Source organism: Streptomyces sp. NPDC048211 (genome assembly GCF_043202315.1).
GTDB lineage: Bacteria > Actinomycetota > Actinomycetes > Streptomycetales > Streptomycetaceae > Streptomyces.
Genome location: NZ_JBIDAD010000004.1, coordinates 148,087 through 171,595 on the forward strand (window position 1 = coordinate 148,087; position 23,509 = coordinate 171,595).

A 23,509-nucleotide genomic window follows, 5' to 3' on the forward strand; every position below is an offset into this window, starting at 1 on the left:
CCGGTAGGTCGCAGCTGCTGCGACAGGACCGCCGACTCATCGTGGGGCAGAACTTGTGAAGGCTCTCGTACTTTCCGGCGGGGCAGGCACCCGGCTCCGCCCCATTACCCATACCTCGGCCAAACAGCTTGTCCCGGTGGCGAACAAACCGGTGCTGTTCTACGGGCTCGAAGCCATCGCGGAAGCCGGCATCACCGAGGTCGGCATCATCGTGGGCGACACCGAGGAGGAGATCCGCGCGGCGGTCGGCGACGGCTCCCGGTTCGGCATCGACGTCACCTACATCCCGCAGGCCGAGCCGCTCGGCCTCGCGCACGCGGTCCTGATCGCCCAGCGCTTCCTGGGCGACGACGACTTCGTCATGTACCTCGGTGACAACTTCATCGTCGGCGGGATCGCCGGTCTGGTCGAGGGGTTCTGCGCGGATCGGCCCGACGCCCAGATCCTGCTGACCCAGGTGCCCGACCCGACCGCCTTCGGCGTCGCCGAACTCGACGGGGACGGCAGGGTCGTGGCGCTGGAGGAGAAGCCGAAGGAACCCAAGAGCGATCTGGCGCTCGTCGGCGTCTACCTCTTCACCCGGGCCATCCACGAGGCCGTCCGCTCCATCCGCCCGTCCTGGCGCGGCGAGCTGGAGATCACCCACGCCATCCAGTGGCTGATCGACCAGGAGCGCGACGTCCGCTCCACCACGATCCGCGGATACTGGAAGGACACCGGCAACGTCACCGACATGCTGGAGGTCAACCGCACCGTTCTGGAGACCGTCGAACCGTGCACCCGCGGCGCCCACGTCGACGACGAGAGCGAGATCATCGGCCGGGTCCGGATCGAGCCGGGCGCCCGGGTCACCCGCAGCCGGATCGTCGGACCCGTCATCGTCGGCGCCCGCTCGGTGATCAGCGACGCCTACGTCGGGCCGTTCACCTCCGTCGCCCAGGACTGCCGGATCGAGGACAGCGAGATCGAGTACTCCATCGTGCTGCGGGGTGCCTCGATCGACGGCGTCCGCCGCGTCGAGGCGTCCCTCATCGGCCGCGACGTCGAGGTGACCCCCGCGCCCCGGAGCCCGTCCGCCCACCGACTCGTCCTCGGCGACCACAGCAAGGTACAGATCTCCTCATGACGACCCACCTCCTGGTGACCGGCGGCGCCGGCTTCATCGGCTCCCACTACGTCCGCACGCTGCTGGGCCCGGGCGGCCCCGGGGACATCGCCGTCACCGTGCTAGACAAGCTCACCTACGCGGGAAATCAGGCCAACCTCGACGAGGTGCGCGACCATCCCGGATTCTCGTTCGTGCAGGGCGACATCTGCGACGCGGAGCTGGTCGGCGGCCTCATGGCCGGACACGACCAGGTGGTGCACTTCGCCGCCGAATCGCATGTGGACCGCTCCATCGACGGCGGCGCCGCGTTCGTGCGGACGAACGTCGTGGGCACCCACACCCTCGTCGACGCCGCGCACCGGGCGGGCGTCCGGACCTTCGTCCACGTCTCCACCGACGAGGTCTACGGATCCATCGACGAGGGATCCTGGACCGAGCACGAACCGCTCGCGCCCAACTCCCCGTACTCCGCCTCCAAGGCCTCCAGCGATCTGATCGCCCTCTCCTACCACCGCACCCACGGACTCGACGTGCGAGTGACCCGCTGCTCCAACAACTACGGGCACCACCACTTCCCCGAGAAGGTCATCCCGCTCTTCGTCACCAACCTGCTGGACGGCCTGCCCGTCCCGCTGTACGGCGACGGCGCCCATGTGCGCGACTGGCTGCACATCGACGACCACGTCCAGGGCATCGAACTCGTCCGCACCAAGGGCCGCGCGGGCGAGGTCTACAACATCGGCGGCGGGACCGAGCTCTCCAACAAGGAGCTCACCGGGCTCCTGCTGGAGGCCTGCGGAGCGGACTGGGACACGGACGTCACCTACGTCGAGGACCGCAAGGGCCACGACCGGCGCTACTCCGTCGACTGCACCAGGATCCGCGAGGAACTCGGCTACGAGCCCCGCAAGGACTTCCGCACCGGGCTCGCCGAGACCGTGCGCTGGTACCGGGACAACCGCTCCTGGTGGGAGCCGCTCAAGGCGAGGGCCGCCCTGTGAGCCCGGTCTGGCTGGTCACCGGGGCCGCCGGAATGCTCGGGCAGGACCTCATGACGGCGCTCGCCCACGAGGGCGTCACCGCGGTCGCCGCCGACCGTGCGGCCCTGGACATCGCCGACCCCGGCAGTGTCCGGGAGGCGTTCGCCGCCCACCGTCCCGCGGTCGTGGTGAACTGCGCCGCCTGGACCGCCGTCGACGACGCCGAGAGCCGGGAGGACGCCGCCCTGCGGGCCAACGGCACCGGCCCCGCGGTCCTCGCCGCGGCCTGCCGCGAGCACGGCACCGTCCTGCTCCACGTCTCCACCGACTACGTGTTCGCCGGGGACGGCACCCGGCCGTACGGCGAGGACGACCCCACCGCCCCGCGCAGCGCCTACGGCCGCACCAAACTGGCGGGCGAGCGCGCCGTGCTGGAGACCCTCCCCGACACCGGCTACGTCGTGCGCACCGCCTGGCTCTACGGCGCGGGCGGCGCCAACTTCGTCCGCACGATGATCAGGCTGGAGAGCGTCAAGGACACCCTCGACGTGGTGGACGACCAGCGGGGACAGCCCACCTGGACCGTCGATCTGGCAGGCCGGCTCGTCCGGCTCGGCCGGGCCGCCCTCGACGGCACCGCCCCGGCGGGCGTCTACCACGGCACCAGCGGCGGCGAGACGACCTGGTTCGGCTTCACCCGGGAGATCTTCCGGCTGCTCGGCGCGGACCCGGCCCGGGTCCGCCCCACCACCAGCGGCGCCTACCCCCGCCCGGCCCCCCGGCCCGCGTACAGCGTGCTCGCTCACCACCGGTTCGCGGCGGCCGGGATCGAACCGATCCGGGACTGGCGCACCGCGCTGGACGAGGCGTTCCCGGCCCTGCTCGCCGCGGAACGCCCCCTGGCCCCTGTCCGGCCCTGATCCGCCGGACAGGCGCCGATCAGCGCCCGGCCGGGGCGAGAGGCCGCCGGGCCGCGGGCGGAGCGGCCGCGCGCAGCCGGGCGTAGTACGCCTCACACTCCGCGTACGAGGGAAGCAGCCCCTGCTGCTCCGCCTCGGCCAGCGAGGGCGCCCCGGCGTCCTTCCCGGACAGCAGCGGTGCGATCTCCGCCGGCCAGGCGATACCCAGCTCCGCGTCGAGCGGATCGATGCCGTGCTCGCGCCCGGGTGCGTAGCCCTCGGAGCAGAGGTACAGGACGCATGCGTCGTCCGTCAGCGCCATGAAGGCGTGGCCGAGCCCCTCGGCGAGGTACACCGCCCGGTGATCCGTGTCGTCGAGCCGGACGCCCTCCCACCGCTTGTAGGTGGGCGAACCGGCCCGGACGTCCACGATCACGTCGAGTACCGCGCCGCGCACGCACTTCACGTACTTCGCCTGGCCCGGCGGCACGTCGGCGAAGTGGATCCCGCGCAACGTGCCCCGGCGGGAGACGGAGAAGTTGGCCTGCGCGAGCCCCAGCGGGTGCCCCGCGGCCTCACCGAGATCCGACGCCCTGAACCACTCGTGGAAGGTGCCCCGGCTGTCGGGGAGGATCTCGGGCTCGTGCACCCAGGCCCCGGGGATGGAGAGCTGGCGCATGCGATCACGTCCTGTTCCTGAAGTCCGCCGGGCCGTCCGGCCCGTGGAGCCGACGTCTCCTGCAACGAGTCGCGACGCGAAACGGATACGGAACGGTACGGATCAGGGCGAAACAGGGTCCACGGTGCGGAACGCGAAGGCGCCGGATTCCGCGCTCGCGTAGATTGCGGGGTCCAGCGAGGCGAACCATGGGGGATGCACGTGTCAGGGGCCAGGCAGGGCGTCACGGAGGCCCGCAGGATCGTGGTCAAGGTCGGTTCCTCCTCGCTCACGACCGCCGCCGGGGGCCTCGACGCCGACCGGGTCGACGCACTCGTCGACGTACTCGCCAAGGTGCGCAGCGGCGGCGAGCGGGAGGTCGTCCTCGTCTCCAGCGGCGCCATCGCGGCCGGACTCGCCCCGCTGGGCCTGCACCGCAGGCCCAAGGACCTGGCCAGACAGCAGGCAGCCGCCAGTGTCGGCCAGGGGCTGCTCGTCGCCCGGTACACCGCCTCCTTCGCCCGCTACGGCGTCCGCGTCGGCCAGGTCCTGCTCACCAGCAACGACACGAGCCGCCGCGCCCACTACCGCAACGCCTACCGGACCCTGGACCAGCTCCTGGACATGGGCGCGCTGCCGATCGTCAACGAGAACGACACCGTCGCCACCGACGAGATCCGCTTCGGCGACAACGACCGGCTCGCCGCGCTCGTCGCCCACCTCGTCCGCGCCGACCTGCTGATCCTCCTCTCGGACGTGGACGGCCTCTACGACGGCAACCCCAGCATCCCCGGCACCACCCGCATCGCCGAGGTCACCGGCCCCGCCGATCTGGCCGGGGTCAGCATCGGCAGCGCCGGCAAGGCGGGCGTCGGGACGGGCGGCATGGTCACCAAGGTCGAGGCCGCCCGGATCGCCACCGCGGCCGGTGTGCCGGTCGTCCTGACCTCGGCGAGCCACGCGGCCGACGCCCTGGCGGGCCGCGACACGGGCACCTACTTCCACCGCACCGGACGCCGCTCCGCGGACCGGCTCCTGTGGCTCGCCCACGCCTCCACCCCGCAGGGTTCGCTGACCCTGGACGACGGCGCCGTGCAGGCGGTCGTGGAGCGCCACAGCTCGCTGCTGCCGGCCGGGATCGCCGCGGTCGAGGGGGAGTTCACCGCGGGCGACCCGGTGGAACTGCGCGATCTGCGGGGCCGGCCGGTCGCCCGCGGGCTCGTCAACTTCGACGCCAAGGAGATCCCGCAGCTCCTCGGCCGCTCCACCCGCGACCTGGCCCGCGAACTCGGGCCCGCCTACGAGCGCGAGGTCGTACACAGGGACGATCTCGTCGTTCTCCACACCTGACCGACCCCTGAAACGGCTGAAAGTCCAGCCTTCGGGCAGAGACCTTCACGAAAACCGCCCCACGCCGGGCCGCGGACTGGTCCACTTTGTAGCAGGGACACTGCGGGGTACACAGCACAGCAACATATTCACAGGAGGCCGCCGGTGAGACGAGCGCGCCCGGGGGCGCCGCCCCGAGGAACGGGCAGCCGCGCCCTGACCAGCGTCGGAGCAGGGACCGGTTTCGACGGAAGCAGGTCCCCGGACCGGAGGGACGAGCGGACGACCGGGCCGGAACCGACGATGGCCGGCCAGGAACGCACACAGTCGAAGCTGTGGCACATCACGCTCTGTGTCTCCGGCACCGAGATCCCGCTGAAGGAAGTCAGACGCGGCCTCGAACAACTCGCGCACGACCACCCCTTCCTGCTGACCAGCCGCTATGCCAACGACCACGCGGAGATCCGCTACTGGGAAGAAGCCCGCGACCTGCACGACGCGGCGGCGGTGGCCCTGCGGCTGTGGGGCGAGCACCGGTCCAGCGCGGGGCTGCCGCCCTGGGAGATCGTGGGCCTGGAGGTCATCGACCGCGAGACGTACCACCAGCGCATCGCCGAGGGATACGGGCCGCCTCCGGCCGCCCCGGTGGGAGTACACCCGTACTGACCGGGCGCCGTCCCCCGGACGGCCGTCTCGCATCACGGGATACGTGACGAATGCCCGCAGCGTGCGCACTACTCTGCGGGCATGACCACGCTTTCGCCGTACGACAACATGTCCCCGGTCGCCCAGGCCGCCTACCGGGCCCGCTCCGCGGCCGCCGACATCGCGCCACTTCCGCGCGCGGCGAAGGACGACGCGCTGCTGGCGATCGCGGACGCGCTCGAAGTGCGCACCAGCGACATCCTCGCGGCCAACGCCGAGGACGTGGCGCGCGCCCGCGAGGCCGGGACCAGCGAGTCGGTCGTCGACCGGCTCACCCTCACCCCCGAGCGGATCCGGGCCATCGCGGCCGACGTGCGGGACGTCGCGGCACTGCCCGACCCGGTCGGCGAAGTGGTGCGCGGCTCGACCCTGCCCAACGGCATCGACCTGCGTCAGGTCCGGGTACCGCTCGGCGTGGTCGGGATCATCTACGAGGCCCGGCCCAACGTGACGGTGGACGCGGCGGCCCTGTGCCTGAAGTCGGGCAACGCCGTGCTGCTGCGCGGTTCGTCCTCCGCCTACGCCTCCAACAGCGCACTCGTCCGGGTGCTGCGCGACGCGGTCGGCGGCTCCGGACTGCCGGCCGACGCGGTGCAACTCGTGCCGGGCGAGAACCGCGACTCCGTCACCGAGCTCATGCGGGCGCGCGGCCTGGTCGACGTGCTCATTCCGCGCGGCGGCGCCTCGCTGATCCGCACCGTCGTCGAGCAGTCCACCGTCCCGGTGATCGAGACCGGCACCGGCAACTGCCATGTCTACGTGGACGCGCAGACCGATCTCGACATGGCCGTCGCCATCCTGGTCAACTCCAAGGCGCAGCGCCCGAGCGTCTGCAACGCCGCGGAGACGCTCCTGGTCCACAAGGACGTCGCCGACGCGTTCCTGCCCCGGGCACTGGACGCACTCGCCGAGGCCGGGGTGACCGTGCACGGCGACGAGCGGGTGCTGGAGTACGCCGAGGGGTCCAAGGCGACCGTGGTGGCGGCGACGCCGGAGGACTGGGAGACCGAGTACCTCTCGTACGACATCGCGGCGGCCGTCGTGGAGTCGCTGGACGCGGCCGTGGCGCACATCCGGCTCTGGTCCTCCGGTCACACCGAGGCGATCGTGACGACCTCGCAGGCCGCGGCCCGCCGTTTCACCCAGTTGGTGGATTCGACGACGGTGGCGGTGAACGCCTCGACGCGTTTCACGGACGGCGGTCAGTTCGGCTTCGGCGCGGAGATCGGCATCTCCACCCAGAAGCTGCACGCCAGGGGGCCCATGGGACTGCCGGAGCTGACGTCCACGAAGTACATCGTGACCGGCGACGGCCACGTGAGGTGACCACGGGATGCGGCGAATGCGCCGTCTCCCTGCCCAAAAGCCCCCCGCGGGTCTAGGCTGAAGTTGTGCCGGACGACGTGGGGGGCAGGCCGTTCCCGAACGGCTGGGAGCCCGACGACGACCGCGGGGGCGCGGACGAGGACTTCGCCTCCGTGGTGTTCGACGAGGACTTCGTACGGGCAGCCGAGTTCCATGAACCGACCGCAGTCGAGCGGCTGTTGGCGGCTGCCGAAGCGCGCGCCGAGGCGGATGCCCACCGGGCCCGGTCCGGTCGCGGGCCGCTGGACGACGATCTCTACGAGGACGGCTTCGGGCGCTCAGGCGCCTACGGCGACCCGTTCGACGCGGACGACGACTCCTACGACGGCGGTCCCTACGGTCGGCACGGGGGCTCCCTGCGCCCCTACCGCGGCGCTGCGCGCTGGCACCGGCCGGTGGCCTGGATGCTGGCCGTGCTGATGGGCGTGGGCATGGTCGCGCTGGCCTTCAGCGCCGTCTACCGCAACACGTCGGGCGACCGGCAGGACCAGGTCCCGCCACCGGCGACGAGCGGCGTGGACAGCGCACCGGGGCCCACCGCGGCCCCGTCCGCCGCGGAGGGCTACTCCCGCCCGATGGTCTCCGCCGTCCCTCGCACGCCCTGACCCGCTCGGCGTAAGGGCTGTCCCGTCGTCCCCGGTGGACCGGCGCGCGGCGCCGGATGCGGCGCGTCGCAAGGCGGAGGGGCGTCCGCAACCCGGAGCGCGGAGGGCCGTCCGCCACCCGGTGCACGGGGGCGTTCCGGTAACGCGCGCCGAGTCCCCGTAGCTGTCGTCGTGCGCCCGCCAGGGATGACGGGATACCCCTGAGGGCCTTTCGATGGGGCCAGGCCGACCAGGGTGTGGTGCCGGAGCCCGCGGGCCCGGCGTGATCCGACCAAGCGACATCAGCCGTCCCGCACCACCTCGGTCTGCCGGGACCGGCTCCCGGCGCCGCGACTTCCGCGGCCCGGATCCACCCGACCGGGGGAACCCTGGGGCAGTTCCCGCCCGTCACCGCGTTTACCTCCGCCGTAATCGACCTACTCTGAAGATATGACCCCTCACCCGCTCGAAGAGGGGGCTTCTCACTTGTCCGTGCATGCCCACGCATGACGGGCAGACCCTGTCCGGAGCCTTTCGGCCGGAAAGGGGCGCACCGTTTCGGCCCCGGTCGGTGGCGTGGAGTCGGGAGAAGTCATGGCAGACCGCGGAGATCCCCCCGAGGGCCCGTCGGAGAACAGCGCGAGCGGCAGCGAGGACGAGTACCGGTCGCTGGTCTTCGACGAGTCGTTCGTCCGGGCTGCCCGGCTGCAGGAGTTCTCCGCGAAGGAGCGCATGGGAGAACACGCCCGTGCCGTCCGGAGCCTGCCCGGGCGTGCTGTCCGCAACGGCTCACGGGCCGCGCTCGCCCTGGTCGTCCTGATCGCCCTGGCGTTCGGCACCGCCGTCTTCATGGGTTTCCGCCACCCCTACCAGAACCCCGTCACCCGGCGGGCCGAGCCGCTGCGGATGACGATCGTCCCGCTGGCGCCGCGCGGAGCCGTGCCCGCCGGCACCACAGCCGCCCTCTTCGCGAGCAGCCCCGCCGACCCGTTCCCGAAAGGGGCGGCAGGCATCAGCCTTCCGGTGACCCGGCGGACGGAGAACTTCTCCGACAGCCAGGTGTACGCAGCCCTGGCCACGGCCAAGGACTACCTGGTGGCCTCCTCGCTCGATCCCGACGTCCTCGGCGGGAACGCGGTGCGCCCCGTGGAGTCCCTGCTCGACCCGGACCAGATGAGCCAGTTCGAGCAGAGCATGAGCGCCCCGCACGACGACGGGCAGCACGCGCCGTCCGGCTGGCTGGTGCGGTTCGATCCGGACGAGGTCACCCCCGATCCGGAAGTCCGGGTCCGGGGCACTCTGCGATACGGCGAGGCGGGAGCCGACACTCTGGAGGTGGTGTCGGACCACACCTTCGCCTACGTACTCCGCCCGGCCGTCTCGGGCCCTCAACGAACGAGTGCGGCCTCGCTGTTCACCGTACGGCGGGAGATGCGCTTCCGGTTCGACCGCGACGATCTGCGGCTGCACCGGCTTGAGGTGCAGACGAGCTACGTCCAGGCCGGCCCGCAGTCCTGCTCCGCCGACACCACCGGGGCCCTGCGGCCGCTGCTCGCGGGCGAGAGGGCGGCCGACGGCGGCCCGGCGGGCACCGACCCGTATGCGACGAGCCGGCCCGCCGCGGCGCTGTGCGGGACGCTGGCGGTCAGCTCCCTTCCGTCCCCGGCTCAGGGTCCCCGGGCCTCGGGGACCGCTGTGAGCCGTCCTTAGCGTCGCCCTCGGCCGTGCCTGCTCCCTTGGCGCCGCCGCCCGCGCCGGTGAACTTGTCGCGGAGCTTGCCGCCCAGGTCGCCGGCTCCGCCCGCTATGTCGCCGACCAGCTTCATCAGCGGGTCCTTGCTGCTGCGCACCGAATCGGCGTAGTGCGAGGCGGACTCCTTGAAGGCGTCCGTCACGGAGGTGTCCTTGTCCTCGTCGCGCCGCGGGTAGTGGCCGTCCATGATCCGCTGGTAGTCGCGGGTCTCGGACCACTTCTTCAGCTCGGCCGCGCGCACCGTGGTGAACGGGTGCGAGCGGGGGAGGACGTTCAGGATCTTGAGGACGGAGTCGCGCAGGTCGCCCGCCTTCTCGTACTCGTCGGCCTGGGCGAGGAACGCGTCCACGTTCATCTCGTGGAGGTGATTGCCTCCGGCGATCTTCATCAGTCCGCGCATCGAGGCCCGCAGGTCCTGGCCGACCAGCAGCCCGGCCCGGTCGGCGGACAGCTCGGACTTGCGGAACCACTCGCGCAGCGCGGTCACGATCCCCATGATCGCGACATTGCCGAGGGGGATCCACGCCACCTTGAGGGCGAGATTGGTGAGGAAGAGCAGGATGGTGCGGTACACGGCGTGGCCGGAGAGGGCGTGCCCCACCTCGTGCCCGACGACCGCGCGCATCTCCTCCTCGTCGAGCAGCTCCACCAGCCCCGTCGTCACCACGATGATCGGCTCGTCCAGGCCGATGCACATGGCGTTGGGCTGCGGGTTCTGGCTGACGTACATCGGAGGGACCTTCTCCAGGTCCAGGATGTAACAGGCGTCCCGCAGCATGTCGTTGAGGTGGGCGAACTGCGCGTCACTCACCCGGACGGAGTCCGACAGGAAGAGCAGCCGCAGACTGCGCTCAGGCAGCAGCCCGCTCAGCGCCTTGAAGACGGTGTCGAAACCGCTCAGCCTACGCAGCGCCACCAGGGCCGAGCGGTCCGCCGGGTGTTCGTACGCCCGCGAGGAGATCCCCGGGAAACGCCTGCGCTGCCTGCTCGGCACCTGGTCATGGCTCTCGTGGCTGCCGTCGGTCATGAATGGGCCCCCTGTTCGTACGAGACGTCGCTCGCCCCCCTGACAAATCCCAGCGTAGGTGCTGGGGCTACGGTGTGCGGGGGGCTGTGGATAACTGAGGAGACGCCCGACATGCCGCACACCGTTGCTCTGCTCGCCGCCGCATCCGAGGAGCAGGGCCCGGGCAACACGATCCGCATCGTGCTGATCGTCTCGCTCGTCGGAGCAGCTCTGCTGGCCTGGTTCCTGCTGCGCGGATACCGCAACGACGACAACAACGACTGAGTCGGCGTGAGCGTGCCCGGGGCACCCGCATACGATGTCCGCGACGTCTTCCCTCCGACTCCCGATCGATAGGTCCTGCCGAAGATGAGCCTCACGAGCACCGCACACCAGCTGGTCACCGTCGCCGCCGAGGGCGAGCACGGTGGCAACCACGAAAGTCTCAGCCCGCTCCTCACCGGTGGCGGCGCGTTTGTCGCGCTTCTCCTCCTTCTGTGGATTACCACGCGCTTCAACCGCGACCGCTGAGGCCGAGGCGTACAGCTGTGCCAGTAGGCTCTGCACGCATGGGAGAGCAGGAAGTGCCTACCGGCCGCGGAAAGCGCCGACTCGGCGTGATGGGCGGGACGTTTGACCCGATTCATCATGGACACCTGGTGGCGGCCAGTGAAGTGGCCGCCCAGTTCCACCTCGACGAGGTGGTCTTCGTCCCGACCGGGCAGCCGTGGCAGAAGAGCCACAAGCAGGTCTCCCCGGCCGAGGACCGCTATCTGATGACGGTCATCGCGACGGCGTCCAACCCGCAGTTCTCGGTCAGCCGCAGCGATATCGACCGCAACGGCCCCACGTACACGATCGACACCCTGAGGGATCTGCGCGCGGTCCACGGCGACGCGGACCTCTTCTTCATCACGGGTGCCGACGCCCTTTCACAGATCCTCACCTGGCGGGACGCCGAGGAGCTCTTCTCGCTGTCCCATTTCATCGGGGTGACGCGGCCGGGGCACGTGCTGACGGACGACGGGCTGCCGAAGGGGGGCGTCTCCCTCGTGGAGGTCCCCGCACTGGCGATCTCCTCCACGGACTGCCGTGGGAGGGTCGCCCAGGGGGACCCGGTCTGGTACCTGGTCCCGGACGGTGTGGTCCGCTACATCGACAAGCGCCAGCTGTACCGCGGCGAATGAGCCACGGAGAGGGGCACCGGTGAACGACCGACAGAATCCGTACGACCCGTACTACCAGCAGCCGCAGATCGTCGGCTACGACGAGTACGGGCAGCCGGTGTACCAGCAGCAGCCCGGACAGCAGCAGTACGACCCGTACGCACAGCAGCAACAGCAGCCGCAACAGCAGGCGCCGCAGGCCGGACAGGGATACGGCTACGACCCGTACGCCCAGCAACAGCAACAGCAACAGCAACAGCAACAGCAACAGCAACAAGAGCCTGCCGCGCCTCCGCAGCATTACGACCCGTACGCCACTCAGCAGCACCAGCCGCCCCAGCAGCAACAGCCCTCGCAGCAGGGCTACGGCTACGACGGTGGCTACGGCTACGACACGGGCCAGCAGCCCGCCGCGGTCGACACCACGCAGCAGTGGAGCATCCCGCAGCAGGCTCAGGCGCCCGCGCCCGCGCCCGCCGCCGCTCCGCCGGAGCAGGCCCCCGGACCGCAGCCGGCCGCTGAGCCGGAGGCGGGCGTTCCGGGGCCGCGCCGGGGCGACCGGGACTACCGCACGGAGCAGTTCTCGTTCATCGAGGAGCCCGACGAGGACTCCGAAGACGTCATCGACTGGCTGAAGTTCACCGAGAGCCGCAGTGAACGCCGTGAGGAGGCACGCCGCCGCGGACACAACCGGATGGTCGCGCTGATCGTCGTCGCGTCGCTCGTGGTGCTCGGCGGCGTCGGCTACCTGTGGTCCGCGGACAAGATCCCCGGGCTCTCCTCGGCGGAGAAGGAGACCACCACGGCGACCGGTCCGCAGCGCCGGGACGTCATCGTGGTCCACCTCCACAACACCAAGAGCGGCGGGACGTCCACGGCTCTGCTCGTCGACAACGTCACCACCAAGCAGGGCACCACGGTTCTGCTGCCCAACTCGCTGGCCGTCGCCGACGAGGACGGCGCCACCACCACGCTCGGCAAATCGGTGGACGACGACGGGACCTCGGGAACCCGTGAGTCCATCGACGCGCTGCTCGGCACCGAGATCAGTGGCACGTGGCGGCTCGACACCCCGTATCTGGAGAACCTCGTCGACCTGGTCGGCAACATCGAGGTCGACACCGACACCGCTGTTCCCGACGCCAAGAAGGGGGCCGCGCCCCTCGTCAAGAAGGGCAAGGCGCAGACGCTCAGCGGGCCGATGGCCGTCGCGTACGCCACGTACCGGGGTCCCGGCGAGGCCGAGGCCAAGCAGCTGATGCGGTTCGGGCAGGTCATGCGCGGAGTGCTGCGGAAGATGTCCGACGATCCGAAGGCCGCCACGGTCACCGTCGAGACGCTGGCCCAGATCCTCGACCCGTCCCTGCCCGAGCAGGACCTCGGAGCCTCCCTGGCCAAGCTCGCCGAGCACGCCAAGATCGGCGACTACAAGACCGCCCTGCTGCCGGTCCAGGACGACGGAACCCTCACCGAGGCTGCCACGGAGAGCGTCGTCAAGGACATCCTGGGCGGCACGTTCAAGGCCCCGGCGGCGGACGCGGCGGTGCGGGTCGGCGTCAAGGACGCCACGGGCAGCGGCCGCGGTACGGAGTCCGCCCGGATCGAGCTGGTCAACGGCGGCTACACCTTCGTCAACAGCGGGAAGTCCGACGCGGTGGCGACCTCCGAGGTCATCTACGAGGACGCGGCGGACAAGACGAAGGCGACCGAGGTCGCCGCGACGCTGGGGCTGCCGGCGGGCGCGGCGAAGAAGGGCAAGCCGGCCGGTAACGCGGACGTGTCCGTCGTGATCGGTCAGGACTACAAGATCAAGTAAGTCGGCGGCGCGGCCGGTGGACCGGCCGCGCCGGCCCGGTCCACCGCCACCGGTCCGGTCGTCCAACGGTTCCGTCCACCGGTCCGGTCGTCCAACGGTTCCGTCCACCGGTCCGGCCCGACGTCCGGTGCACCGGTTCGGTCCGATGGTTCGGTCCGCATGTCCGCCGGTTCGGTCCGGTGGTCCGGCCCGGATGTCCGATGGTCCGGTCTGCCGCTTCCGTCTGCCGGTGCGGTTCAGGGGCGGCTCCGGGACGGTTCCGGGGGCGCCCCGCCGCCGTTCCCGAGACGCTCGCGGGTGCGCCGCGTGCGGTTCCGGGGCTGCTCAGGGACGCTGCCGGTCGCCGCAGGACGACTCCTGAGCGGTCTTCGGAAGATGACTGCGTGGGCTGTCGGCGGTCCGTGAGACCCTAGAGGTTGATCTGACCGCCGACGAAAGCCTGCATGTGACCGCCACGGACCGCTCCATCGAGCTCATCAACGCCGCCGCTCAGGCGGCCGCCGACCGGCTCGCGCACGACATCATTGCGTACGACGTCAGCGATGTGCTGTCGATCACGGACGCCTTCCTCCTGGCTTCGGCCCCCAACGACCGCCAGGTCAAGTCGATCGTCGACGAGATCGAGGAGCAGCTTCAGAAGAAGCTCGGCGCCAAGCCGGTCCGCCGTGAGGGCGACCGCGACGCACGCTGGATCCTCCTCGACTACGTCGACATCGTCATCCACGTCCAGCACAGCGAGGAGCGCGTCTTCTACGCGCTGGAGCGCCTGTGGAAGGACTGCCCCGAGATCCCCCTTCCCGAGGACGCCGTGAAGACCCGCGGCAAGGCCGAGGAGCACGCGCAGCTCACCGGCGGCACGGAAGGTGAGCAGAGCTGAACGGCAGCGGAAGCGGCAGGGGCCGCAGGATCGTCCTCTGGCGCCACGGCCAGACGGCGTGGAACCTGGAACGCCGGTTCCAGGGTTCCACGGACATCGACCTCACGGAGGAAGGCGTCGGGCAGGCCCGCCGGGCCGCCCGGCTGCTCGCCTCGCTGAAGCCGGACGCGATCGTCGCATCCGATCTGCGGCGGGCCGCGGCCACGGCGGCCGAACTCGTCGCGATCACCGGGCTCGGCGTCACGCACGACCCGGGGCTGCGTGAGACCTATGCGGGCGCCTGGCAGGGACTCACCCACGAGGAGATCGTGGGTCTTTACGGCGAGCAGTACGCGGCCTGGAAGCGTGGGGAGCCCGTGCGGCGCGGCGGCGGTGAGCTGGAGACCGAGGTCGCCGACAGGGCGGCGCCCGTCGTGCTCGCGCACGCCGACAAACTGCCCGACGGCGGCACGCTCGTCGTCGTCAGTCACGGTGGCACCATCCGGACCACCATCGGCCGGCTGCTGGGCCTGGAAGCGCACCACTGGGAAGGGCTCGGCGGACTCTCCAACTGCTGCTGGTCGGTGCTGGGCGAGGGCGCCCGCGGCTGGCGTCTGCTGGAGCACAACGCCGGCACCCTGCCCGAACCGGTGCTCGGAGACGATGCCTGACCGGGTGACCGGGCGGCGCCCGCAGGGCGCCATCGGGTGGCCTCGGCCGGATTTCACTTTCTGGCTGGTCACAGGCTAAAGTTCTTCTTGTTCGCAGCGCGGAAACGCAGGGAGTTACAGCGAACAGCGGGGCTATAGCTCAGTTGGTAGAGCGCCTGCATGGCATGCAGGAGGTCAGGAGTTCAATTCTCCTTAGCTCCACAATCAGGATCCCGTCCCCGTCAGGGGGCGGGATCCTTGCGTGTTCCCCTCGCCCGGACGGGCTGTCGTCGGTCAGGTGTGCGAGGTCGTCGGCCGCTGCCCGTTTCCCCTGCTCCCAGGGCGTCGGCGGGGGGCGGGATCTCCGGCGAGCTGACCCCCCTTGCGGGGTCATGGCAGAATCGGACCGCCGGAGGGGAGACGGACCGAACGGGGAGGAGTGCGCGATGCCTACGAGCCGCCACGAGGTCCCGGACCTGCCCCTCGTCCGCCCGGGCCGTACATGTGCCGTCGCATCCGCCGGCGGCCCGTTCCCGGCCCCGCGCCCCGTCGGCAGTCCGTTCCCGGCCGCTCGCCTCCCGAGGGTCCTTCCCTTCCCACCGGCCGTTCTTCTGCCGCGAGCCGTATCTTCCCCACGGGCCGTACTTTCCCCGCGGGCCGGCGCCGCCCTCCTTCGCGACCGAACGCTCAACGGCCTCACCGGGGCCCTTTACCTGTGTACGGCCCGCGGCCGCAGCCGGAGCTGATCCATGGGTGCGCACAGGCGGAAATGCGACTGGTGCGGCAGCGGTACGCCCATCGTCAGGGATATGGACCCGGTCAACCCGGACTACCAGTACTGGTGCGAGGAATGCGCACGGGCGCTGGTCATAAAAGGGGACGCCATCGAGACCTACCGGGAGCTGGAGGGGGAGCCGATCTACGGGCGGCTGCTGGAGGAGCACTGCACGCTCAAGCGCTTCTACTCCTTCGCCACCGCCTGAGCGGTCCCGGTGATCGGCCGGAGCGGTGGCGGGGGCGTGCCAGGTGCGGGTCCGGCGAGGGGGTGGGGAGAGGCCGGCCGGAATGGATTTGGTGGACGGCCGGGGTGACCGGTAATGTTCTCGATGTCGCCACGGGAGACCGGGCAGGACAACGCGGGGCTATAGCTCAGTTGGTAGAGCGCCTGCATGGCATGCAGGAGGTCAGGAGTTCAATTCTCCTTAGCTCCACAGTGAAGATCGACTGGTGGGCCATCCGATTCGGATGGCCCACCAGTCGTTTTGCGTCAGGAAGGCCGGAAGCTCAACTCCGGCCGCTGCCCAGCGCCTTCCGGCCCGTGCCCGGAGGCAGGGCGGGCCGTTCGGGAGCCTGTTGTTCGATCCGGAGTGCCAGGGCGGGGCAACGGCGTACGGCACGCTGCGCGCGCCCGCGCAGATGCATCGGAACCGCGGCGTCCGCGAGTGCCGGGTACCCGTCGGGGCCCAGCCGGATCAGCTCCGGGACGATATCTGCGCAGAGACCGTGACCCCGGCAGAGCGTCCAGTCCACGGCAAGCCTCTCGCCACTCGGAATGGACTCCTCCACATCCTGGTACCCAGGTGCGGGAAGAGGGAGTACCCCGGACGTCTCGCGGCCGCAGCCGCCGTCCAGCACATGCGCGGCCAGGTCGTCGGTGAACGCGGAGAGCGTGGACGACAGAAAGCGCGCCGAACCGTCCGGATGCTTGCAGGCACCCCGCCCCTTGACCGCCAGTGTCACCTCGCGCAGCGCCGCCAGAGCCGCGGGACCACCCCCGTTCAGCACGTCGGAGAGCCCGCCGGCGGCGGCCGGCAGCCCGAGCTTGCACGGACCGCACTGACCGGCGGTCTCGGCGGCCAGCCAGTTCGCCACGCGCAGCGACTCGCCGAGCGGGCAGGTCTCCGGTCCGATCGGCAGGATCGCACCCGCTCCCAGCGCGCCCCCCGCCGCTGCCAGCGACTCCCGGGAGACGACGGCGTCGTGCATGGCGTGCGCGCTGATCCAGTTGCCGTGATAGCCGCCCGTCAGCACGCCCTGCGGCTGCGGAGGCGCGCCGGCCAGCTGGAGCACGTACCGCAGCGGCACACCCGTCGGCACCTCGACGACCATCGGGCGCGCGACCGCGCCGGAGAGGGTGAGGAGTACCGTGCCGGGCTCGTCGGGCAGGCCGGTGTTCCCGTAACGCCGGGCACCTATGCGGGCGGCGACGGCGAGTTGCGCGTACGTCTCCGCGTTCGACAGCAGGGTGGGAGCGCCGCCGACGCCCGACTCGGCGGCTCGTTCGCGGCGCCCCGGCGGCAGGGCGGGACCGCCGGACGCCGCCCGGATGACGGCCGAGGCCTCACCCGAGACCATCCGCTCCGGGGTCCGCACCACCCGGGCCCGCAACGGCTGGCCGCGCCGGTCCGACAGACCCCGCTCGGCCAGCGCGGAGCGCACCGAGATCTCCGTGGAATTGCGGGTGACGGCGACGATCAGCGTGCGTGCGCCGAGAGCCTCGGCCGCGAGCAGGGCGCCGTCCAGGATGAGGTGCGGTGCGCGGTTGAGCAGCACCGTGTCCTTGCGGCAGGCGGGCTCGCCCTCGCTGCCGTTGATCACGACGACCGGCCGTACACCCCGCCGGATGGATGCCTTGGCGACCGCCCGCAGCTTTCTGCCGAAGGGGAATCCGGCACCGCCGCGGCCGTTCAGCGCGATGGATTCGGCGAGTTCCGCCAGGCGTTCGCCGGTCATCGGCTCCAGCGGTCCGTGCACCTTCAGATGCATGCCGAGGTCGAGCCGCTCCACCAGGTCGAAGCCGCTGGTCAGTTGGGGGAGGCCGACGACGCGGACTTCGGGGACGTCGGGGAGGGGGATGTTCACGGTCGGTCTCCTGCGGGTGCGGTCCAGGGTTCTCCGGCCGGGGGCGGGTAGAACGGCCCCGGGAGCGGTGCCGTGTCGCCGACGGCGGGCAGCGGAGCGGTCGCTCCCCGGGGGGTGTACGGAGCTTCCTGGGCGGTGGTGTGGGGGGCGGCCTGCGCCCGCACGGGTTCGAAGGACGGGGCGGGGGGCTCGTACGCGGTGTACGAGGGGCGCCCGGATCCCGTGGGCTCGGGCGGCGGGCGCATTGCCCGGGGTGGCTGGGCGGGCGTCGGCGTCGGCGTCGAGGGCCCGGACCGCTGCCGGCGGTCGGCGGTCCCGGCGGGCGACGAGACCGCGCGGTAGCCGGCGGCGATCCCGGGCCCGGGGCCCGTCAGCCTGCCGGACGTGCTGGGGAGCGGGTCCGTCGTGAGGCGGTCGGAGCTGCGCGGCGGGGCCTCGTACAGCGGCGGGGCGGGTGCGGGCAGCGTAGTCCGGGGGTGCGCGAACGACGCGGGAAGCGGCGTGCCCCGCACCCCCCTTCCGAGCCCGTCCCGACCGGTGCCGGGGGCGTCCGTCCCGTACGGCCCCGGCACGGCCGCGGCGTCCGCACCGGGCAGCGGGGCCTCCCGGGTCACCGGATCCGGTTCGGCGGGCAGGGTGTCCGGCTTGATCAGGGCGGTGATCAGTGCGGAGACCCGCCGCTTCGCCGGCGGCGGCAGTGTGCGCAGGCCCAGCACGGCCGCCACGGCGACCAGGCACAGGCTGTACATCACGACGACCCAGACCGCCGGCGGCCGGCCCGCGTACAGGCCGTGCACCAGCGCGGCGCACCAGGCCGGGTAGGACAACGCGTGCAGCGCCCGCCAGCGTCCGGCGACCCTGCTCGGGGTGGCGAAGGCGCTGCGCAGCGCGCCCGTCGCCGCCGCCACCACCATCAGCAGACCGGCCAGCGCGCCGAAACCGATCAGCCCCGCCGTACCGCCGACCCCGAGACCGAAGGGTACGAGGGCGCCGAGCAGCGCCACATGCCCCAGCGAGACCTTCACCGTGACATGGAGCAGCAGGAAGGCAAGCGAGGCGGCCGCGGCGGTGCGGTGGACGGCCTGGCCGACCAGCCGCTGACGGGAGGAGAGGAACAGCCGGTCGGTGGCGAGCAGGCCCCAGCCCACCGCTGCGGTGAGCGAGACCAGCGAGAGGACACCGGTCGTGAAGTCGAGCGTGGCGCGCAGGCCGTCGCTGCCCGCCACGGCGAGGAGCGGCAGGAGAACCAGCACAGCGACGGTCAGCCCGCCCTGTACGTGACGGCTCGGCCCCTGGAGCGGGGCGGCCGATGAGCGGATCTTGCGATGAGGGTTCATGGGGGGCGACTCCGAATGGCTCGGCAAAGCGGTCCCGTTGCCGCATGCTAAGGCGCTCCATACCGGTCAGTACGAGGTTTGAGTGGTTGCCCCGATAGAGGGCATTACGCGGAGTAACCCACGCTTCCCGGACGTTCTGCCGCGGGGTTCGCCCCCTGCCGTGTCCACGGTTCGGCGGTGCCCGGATGGGTACCGGGCCTGTGCGGTACCCTGACGCCATGCGTGCCGTACGCCTTCTGCTTAGCGAGCCGCGCTGATCAGTCCCGACCGGTGAGAATGCCTGGTCGGCATCAGCGCGGCGTCCCCTCCTGTGCGAGGGGCTTTTTCGTTTCCGTAGACGCGTGTCCGTAGACGTGGGCGCCGGCAGATGACGATCGATGGAGCTTTGAGGATCATGAGCGAGACGAATTCCGCAGCCGACGTTGCTGCGCCGCACCGCTATACGGCAGCGATGGCCGCCGACATCGAGGCACGCTGGCAGGACTTCTGGGACGCCGAGGGCACCTACGAGGCGCCCAACCCCACCGGCGACCTGGCGGGCGACCCGGAGCTGGCCGCCAAGCCGAAGAAATTCATCATGGACATGTTCCCGTACCCCTCGGGTGCGGGGCTGCACGTGGGCCACCCGCTGGGCTACATCGCCACCGATGTCTTCGCCCGTCACCAGCGGATGACCGGCCACAACGTGCTGCACACCCTGGGCTTCGACGCGTTCGGCCTGCCCGCGGAGCAGTACGCCGTACAGACCGGCACGCACCCGCGGATCTCGACCGAGGCCAACATCGAGAACATGACGGCGCAGCTGCGCCGGCTGGGTCTGGGCCACGACAAGCGCCGCTCGTTCGCCACGATCGAGTCGGAGTACTACAAGTGGACCCAGTGGATCTTCCTGCAGATCTTCAACTCCTGGTACGACACCGACGCGGACCGCGCCCGGCCGATCACCGAGCTGGTCGCCCAGTTCGAGTCCGGCGAGCGCCCGACCCCGGACGGCCGCGACTGGAGCGCGCTGAGCGCCTCCGAGCGCGCCGACGTCCTGAGTGACTACCGGCTGGCCTACGCCTCCGACGCGCCCGTCAACTGGTCGCCCGGCCTGGGCACCGTCCTGGCCAACGAGGAGGTCACGGCGGACGGCCGCTCCGAGCGCGGCAACTTCCCCGTCTTCAAGGCCAAGCTGCGCCAGTGGAACATGCGCATCACCGCCTACGCCGACCGCCTGCTGAACGACCTGGACGGCCTGGACTGGCCCGAGGCCATCAAGCTGCAGCAGCGCAACTGGATCGGCCGGTCCGAGGGCGCGCGCGTCGACTTCCCGGTCGACGGCGCGGGCAGCATCACCGTCTTCACCACCCGCCAGGACACCCTGTTCGGCGCCACCTACATGGTGCTGGCGCCGGAGCACGAGCTGGTCGAGCGGATCATTCCGGCCGCCTGGCCCGACGGCACCCACCCCGTGTGGACCGGCGGCCACGCAAGCCCGGCCGAGGCCGTCACCGCCTACCGCAAGCAGGCCGCCGCCAAGTCCGACGTGGAGCGGCAGGCCGAGGCCAAGGACAAGACCGGCGTCTTCACCGGCGCGTACGCGACCAACCCGGTCAGCGGCGAGCGGGTCCCCGTCTTCATCGCCGACTACGTGCTGATGGGCTACGGCACCGGCGCGATCATGGCCGTACCGGCGCACGACGCCCGCGACTTCGCCTTCGCGCGCGCCTTCGAGCTGCCGATGCGCTGTGTCGTCGAGCCGTCGGACGACCGCGGCACGGACGCCTCCACGTGGGAGGACGCCTTCGGCTCGTACGAGGCGAAGCTGGTCAACTCCGCGAACGACGAGATCTCGCTGGACGGCCTGGGCGTCGTCGAAGCGAAGGCCCGGATCACCGAGTGGCTGAAGGAGCACGGCGTCGGCGAGGGCACCGTCAACTTCCGGCTGCGCGACTGGCTGTTCAGCCGTCAGCGCTACTGGGGCGAGCCCTTCCCGATCGTGTACGACGAGGAGGGCATCGCCCACCCGCTGCCCGAGTCGATGCTGCCGCTGGAGCTGCCGGAGGTCGACGACTACTCGCCGCGCACCTTCGACCCGGACGACGCCGACACCCAGCCCGAGACCCCGCTGTCGCGCAACGCCGACTGGGTCAACGTCACGCTGGACCTGGGCGACGGCGCCGGCCCGAAGAAGTACCGCCGCGAGACCAACACCATGCCCAACTGGGCCGGTTCCTGCTGGTACGAGCTGCGCTACCTGGACCCGAACAACAGCGAGCAGCTGGTCGACCCGGCGATCGAGCAGTACTGGATGGGGCCGCGCGAGGGGCAGCCGACCGGTGGTGTCGACCTGTACGTGGGCGGCGCCGAGCACGCCGTGCTGCACCTGCTGTACGCGCGCTTCTGGTCCAAGGTGCTGCACGACCTGGGCCACGTCTCCTCCGCCGAGCCCTTCCACAAGCTGTACAACCAGGGCATGATCCAGGCCTTCGTCTACCGGGACAGCCGCGGCATCGCCGTCCCGGCGGCCGAGGTCGAGGAGCGCGACGGGGCGTACTACTACGAGGGCGAGAAGGTCTCCCGCGTCCTGGGCAAGATGGGCAAGTCCCTGAAGAACGCCGTGACGCCCGACGAGATCTGCGGCGAGTACGGCGCGGACACCCTGCGTCTGTACGAGATGGCCATGGGCCCCCTGGACGTGTCGCGCCCCTGGGACACCCGCGCGGTCGTCGGCCAGTACCGGCTGCTGCAGCGGCTGTGGCGCAACGTCGTCGACGAGGAGAGCGGCGAGGTCACCGTCGTCGACACGGAGCCCGGCGAGGACACCCTGCGCGCCCTGCACAAGGCGATCGACGGCGTCGGCGGCGACATGGCCGGGATGCGCTTCAACACCGCCATCGCCAAGGTCACCGAGCTGAACAACCACCTGACCAAGGCCGGCGGTCCGCTGCCGCGCTCCGTCGCCGAGGCCCTGGTGCTGCTGGTGGCGCCGCTGGCGCCGCACATCGCCGAGGAGCTGTGGCGCCGGCTGGGCCACAGCGAGTCGGTCGTGCACCAGGACTTCCCGGTCGCCGACCCGGCGTACGTCGTGGACGAGACCGTGACCTGCGTCGTCCAGATCAAGGGCAAGGTCAAGGCGCGCCTGGAGATCTCCCCGTCGATCACGGACGCGGAGCTGGAGGCGCTGGCCCTGGCGGACCCGGCCGTCGTCGCGGCACTGGACGGGGCGGGTATCCGCAAGGTGATCGTCCGGGCGCCGAAGCTGGTGAACATCGTGCCGGCCTAGATCGTGCCGGCCTGATCGGTGGCCGCCGTCTTCGTCGGGGCAGTGCGTGCACGGCTGGGCGGGTGGCTGGATGGCTGGATGGCTGAGTGATGGCTGGGCGGCTGCGCGCACGGCTTGGCAGCTGCGTGGACGACCGGGCGGGCGTGCGGGAGACCGGGCGGGTGCGCGGGAGACCGGGCGGGTGTGCGGGAGACCGGGTGGGCGTGCGGGAGACCGGGCGGGTGCGCGGGAGACCGGGTGGGCGTGCGGGAGACCGGGCGGGTGCGCGGGCGTTCAGTGGTGAGGGCTTTCCGGTTGTGAGGGCTTTCCCCTACGGGCAGGTTGGGGGTTCCAATGGAACCCTCCGCCTGCCCGTTCCGTTTACGGTGGAGGGGCGGGTGAAACCGTGCCGTCAGCCGTCACACCATCCGAGGGGCGCTCATGGAAGCCGTGATCCTGATTCTGGCGCTGCTCGTCGTCGTTTTCATGGCGCTGGGCGTCTATGCGGCCGTCAAGGTCGTCGGAGCGGCCAAACGCGGCGTGGACCGCACGATCACGCAGGCGCGCCGCACGGTGGAGGACACCACGCTGCGGGCCAAGAGCTACGGGCAGGTGGGCGTCGGCGGCGAGCTGGCGCAGCTCCGCCTCTCGCTGCGCACCTCGATGCGCGCCACCCAGGAGGCGCTGCAGTCGGGCGTGGCCGAGGACGCCTCGCTCTCCGAGTCGCTGGGTCTGTTCCAGCGCCTGGGGGTGCACGGCCACGAGCTGGACGCTGACCTGAAGCGCCTGGAGCGGGAACCCGACAAGGCGACGGTCGCCTCCCTGCTGCCCGGCCTGAAGGAGCGCACCGAGCGGATCACGCACGCCGCGGAGTCGCTGCGATGGGCGGCCCGGGACCGGGCCCGGCAGTTCGCCGAGGACGACCTCGCGGCGCTGAACGTGCAGATCGACGTGGAGGCCGGGGCGTTGCGGCACTGGACGACGGAGGAGCCGTCGCCGGAACCGGGGCGTCCCGCAGGCCGCGTTCAGGAACCGCCGGTCGGGGATCCGGCGCACCGAGTTCAGGAACCGCCCGCCGGGGGCCAGGCGGGGGACGAGGGGACTCCGCAGGCCATCACGGCGCCGGATCCCCGGCTGCGGACGGGATATCCGTGGCAGAAGACAGCACGTCCGGAGACCACGAACTGAA

At 71.3% G+C, this 23,509-nt stretch carries 21 protein-coding genes and 2 tRNA genes; 19 read left to right on the forward strand and 4 right to left on the reverse strand.

All coding sequences use genetic code 11. The features are described 5' to 3' along the window. The first annotated feature begins 55 nt into the window (after positions 1-55). The 3 genes from ACGFZA_RS16965 to rfbD are packed head-to-tail and all read left to right on the forward strand — an operon-like array spanning position 56 to position 3,008. Positions 56-1,126: a glucose-1-phosphate thymidylyltransferase gene (locus ACGFZA_RS16965; RefSeq protein ID WP_385270829.1), complete on the forward strand. Its 1,071-nt coding sequence runs from the start codon at positions 56-58 to the stop codon at positions 1,124-1,126. Beyond that, on the forward strand, positions 1,123-2,109 hold the full coding sequence (gene rfbB, locus ACGFZA_RS16970; RefSeq protein WP_393679873.1) for a dTDP-glucose 4,6-dehydratase: 987 nt from the start codon (positions 1,123-1,125) through the stop codon (positions 2,107-2,109). Before ACGFZA_RS16965 ends, rfbB begins: the two co-directional genes overlap by 4 nt. Beyond that, entirely contained in the window at positions 2,106-3,008 is a 903-nt protein-coding gene (rfbD, locus tag ACGFZA_RS16975) for a dTDP-4-dehydrorhamnose reductase (RefSeq protein WP_393679875.1), read from the forward strand. The genes rfbB and rfbD overlap by 4 nt, the downstream gene beginning before the upstream one ends. Positions 3,009-3,027: 19 nt before the next feature. Here the strand turns inward: rfbD and ACGFZA_RS16980 are convergent, their stop codons facing one another. Further along, a complete protein-coding gene (locus ACGFZA_RS16980) occupies positions 3,028-3,666 on the reverse strand; it encodes a dTDP-4-dehydrorhamnose 3,5-epimerase family protein (RefSeq protein ID WP_393679877.1) in 639 nt (212 codons plus the stop codon). A 243-nt stretch (positions 3,667-3,909) separates the two neighbouring features. On the opposite strand from ACGFZA_RS16980, the gene proB reads away from it, so the two are divergent. The 5 genes from proB to ACGFZA_RS17005 all read left to right on the forward strand — a co-directional run bounded on the left by proB (position 3,910) and on the right by ACGFZA_RS17005 (position 9,338). Further along, positions 3,910-4,995 carry a glutamate 5-kinase gene (gene proB, locus ACGFZA_RS16985; protein WP_393680498.1) on the forward strand — a complete coding sequence of 362 codons (1,086 nt, stop codon included), beginning with the start codon at positions 3,910-3,912 and terminating at the stop codon, positions 4,993-4,995. Between the two features lie 144 nt (positions 4,996-5,139). After that, on the forward strand, positions 5,140-5,640 hold the full coding sequence (locus ACGFZA_RS16990) for a hypothetical protein (protein WP_393679879.1): 501 nt from the start codon (positions 5,140-5,142) through the stop codon (positions 5,638-5,640). An 81-nt stretch (positions 5,641-5,721) separates the two neighbouring features. Next, entirely contained in the window at positions 5,722-7,005 is a 1,284-nt protein-coding gene (locus ACGFZA_RS16995) for a glutamate-5-semialdehyde dehydrogenase (RefSeq protein WP_385270814.1), read from the forward strand. A gap of 65 nt (positions 7,006-7,070) precedes the next feature. Beyond that, the gene (locus ACGFZA_RS17000) at positions 7,071-7,649 is read left to right on the forward strand and encodes a hypothetical protein (protein ID WP_385270811.1); all 579 of its coding nucleotides are present in this window, start codon (positions 7,071-7,073) and stop codon (positions 7,647-7,649) included. A 573-nt stretch (positions 7,650-8,222) separates the two neighbouring features. Further along, positions 8,223-9,338 (forward strand): hypothetical protein, encoded by a 1,116-nt coding sequence (locus tag ACGFZA_RS17005; RefSeq protein WP_385270808.1) that lies wholly within the window; start codon positions 8,223-8,225, stop codon positions 9,336-9,338. Here ACGFZA_RS17005 and ACGFZA_RS17010 read toward each other — a convergent pair. Then, the gene (locus ACGFZA_RS17010) at positions 9,274-10,407 is read right to left on the reverse strand and encodes a M48 family metallopeptidase (RefSeq protein WP_393679882.1); all 1,134 of its coding nucleotides are present in this window, start codon (positions 10,405-10,407) and stop codon (positions 9,274-9,276) included. The two genes, ACGFZA_RS17005 and ACGFZA_RS17010, sit on opposite strands and share 65 nt — an antisense overlap. 111 nt (positions 10,408-10,518) lie before the next feature. Here ACGFZA_RS17010 and ACGFZA_RS17015 point away from each other — a divergent pair, with 111 nt between their 5' ends. The 9 genes from ACGFZA_RS17015 to ACGFZA_RS17055 all read left to right on the forward strand — a co-directional run bounded on the left by ACGFZA_RS17015 (position 10,519) and on the right by ACGFZA_RS17055 (position 16,085). After that, complete coding sequence (locus ACGFZA_RS17015) at positions 10,519-10,671, forward strand: hypothetical protein (RefSeq protein WP_385270802.1); 153 nt, start codon at positions 10,519-10,521, stop codon at positions 10,669-10,671. Between the two features lie 84 nt (positions 10,672-10,755). Beyond that, complete coding sequence (locus ACGFZA_RS17020) at positions 10,756-10,917, forward strand: hypothetical protein (protein ID WP_187285139.1); 162 nt, start codon at positions 10,756-10,758, stop codon at positions 10,915-10,917. A 38-nt stretch (positions 10,918-10,955) separates the two neighbouring features. Further along, positions 10,956-11,573: a nicotinate-nucleotide adenylyltransferase gene (nadD, locus tag ACGFZA_RS17025; protein WP_385270799.1), complete on the forward strand. Its 618-nt coding sequence runs from the start codon at positions 10,956-10,958 to the stop codon at positions 11,571-11,573. Positions 11,574-11,592: 19 nt separating this feature from the next. Then, positions 11,593-13,368, forward strand: coding sequence for an LCP family protein (locus tag ACGFZA_RS17030; protein WP_393679886.1), 1,776 nt, complete (start codon positions 11,593-11,595; stop codon positions 13,366-13,368). Between the two features lie 445 nt (positions 13,369-13,813). Then, positions 13,814-14,245 (forward strand): ribosome silencing factor, encoded by a 432-nt coding sequence (gene rsfS / locus ACGFZA_RS17035; RefSeq protein WP_219571509.1) that lies wholly within the window; start codon positions 13,814-13,816, stop codon positions 14,243-14,245. Beyond that, entirely contained in the window at positions 14,242-14,895 is a 654-nt protein-coding gene (locus ACGFZA_RS17040) for a histidine phosphatase family protein (protein ID WP_385271879.1), read from the forward strand. Before rsfS ends, ACGFZA_RS17040 begins: the two co-directional genes overlap by 4 nt. 128 nt (positions 14,896-15,023) lie before the next feature. Next, positions 15,024-15,096 (forward strand) — tRNA-Ala (locus ACGFZA_RS17045). 527 nt (positions 15,097-15,623) lie between these two features. Further along, entirely contained in the window at positions 15,624-15,857 is a 234-nt protein-coding gene (locus ACGFZA_RS17050) for a hypothetical protein (RefSeq protein ID WP_385270791.1), read from the forward strand. Positions 15,858-16,012: 155 nt separating this feature from the next. Then, positions 16,013-16,085 (forward strand) — tRNA-Ala (locus ACGFZA_RS17055). 73 nt (positions 16,086-16,158) lie between these two features. Here the strand turns inward: ACGFZA_RS17055 and ACGFZA_RS17060 are convergent. Together ACGFZA_RS17060 and ACGFZA_RS17065 are read right to left on the reverse strand one after the other, a co-directional pair. Further along, the gene (locus tag ACGFZA_RS17060; protein ID WP_385270788.1) at positions 16,159-17,736 is read right to left on the reverse strand and encodes a ferredoxin; all 1,578 of its coding nucleotides are present in this window, start codon (positions 17,734-17,736) and stop codon (positions 16,159-16,161) included. Continuing rightward, the gene (locus tag ACGFZA_RS17065) at positions 17,733-19,073 is read right to left on the reverse strand and encodes a hypothetical protein (RefSeq protein ID WP_393679890.1); all 1,341 of its coding nucleotides are present in this window, start codon (positions 19,071-19,073) and stop codon (positions 17,733-17,735) included. The genes ACGFZA_RS17060 and ACGFZA_RS17065 overlap by 4 nt, the downstream gene beginning before the upstream one ends. A 394-nt stretch (positions 19,074-19,467) precedes the next feature. Here ACGFZA_RS17065 and leuS point away from each other — a divergent pair, with 394 nt between their 5' ends. Both leuS and ACGFZA_RS17075 read left to right on the forward strand, forming a co-directional pair. Next, complete coding sequence (gene leuS / locus ACGFZA_RS17070) at positions 19,468-22,341, forward strand: leucine--tRNA ligase (protein ID WP_385270782.1); 2,874 nt, start codon at positions 19,468-19,470, stop codon at positions 22,339-22,341. Positions 22,342-22,761: 420 nt separating this feature from the next. After that, positions 22,762-23,508 (forward strand): hypothetical protein, encoded by a 747-nt coding sequence (locus ACGFZA_RS17075; protein ID WP_393679893.1) that lies wholly within the window; start codon positions 22,762-22,764, stop codon positions 23,506-23,508. The last annotated feature ends 1 nt before the right edge of the window (position 23,509 follow it).

Bases quoted from the DNA above. Each gene is read 5' to 3' on its own strand.
- nadD (WP_385270799.1), top strand. From the start codon at position 10,956: ATGGGAGAGCAGGAAGTGCCTACCGGCCGCGGAAAGCGCCGACTCGGC.
- ACGFZA_RS16995 (WP_385270814.1), top strand. From the start codon at position 5,722: ATGACCACGCTTTCGCCGTACGACAACATGTCCCCGGTCGCCCAGGCC.
- ACGFZA_RS17075 (WP_393679893.1), top strand. From the start codon at position 22,762: ATGGAAGCCGTGATCCTGATTCTGGCGCTGCTCGTCGTCGTTTTCATG.
- ACGFZA_RS17020 (WP_187285139.1), top strand. From the start codon at position 10,756: ATGAGCCTCACGAGCACCGCACACCAGCTGGTCACCGTCGCCGCCGAG.
- ACGFZA_RS17065 (WP_393679890.1), bottom strand. From the start codon at position 19,073: ATGAACCCTCATCGCAAGATCCGCTCATCGGCCGCCCCGCTCCAGGGG.
- rfbB (WP_393679873.1), top strand. From the start codon at position 1,123: ATGACGACCCACCTCCTGGTGACCGGCGGCGCCGGCTTCATCGGCTCC.
- ACGFZA_RS16980 (WP_393679877.1), bottom strand. From the start codon at position 3,666: ATGCGCCAGCTCTCCATCCCCGGGGCCTGGGTGCACGAGCCCGAGATC.
- leuS (WP_385270782.1), top strand. From the start codon at position 19,468: ATGAGCGAGACGAATTCCGCAGCCGACGTTGCTGCGCCGCACCGCTAT.
- ACGFZA_RS17010 (WP_393679882.1), bottom strand. From the start codon at position 10,407: ATGACCGACGGCAGCCACGAGAGCCATGACCAGGTGCCGAGCAGGCAG.
- ACGFZA_RS17015 (WP_385270802.1), top strand. From the start codon at position 10,519: ATGCCGCACACCGTTGCTCTGCTCGCCGCCGCATCCGAGGAGCAGGGC.
- ACGFZA_RS17050 (WP_385270791.1), top strand. From the start codon at position 15,624: ATGGGTGCGCACAGGCGGAAATGCGACTGGTGCGGCAGCGGTACGCCC.
- ACGFZA_RS17005 (WP_385270808.1), top strand. From the start codon at position 8,223: ATGGCAGACCGCGGAGATCCCCCCGAGGGCCCGTCGGAGAACAGCGCG.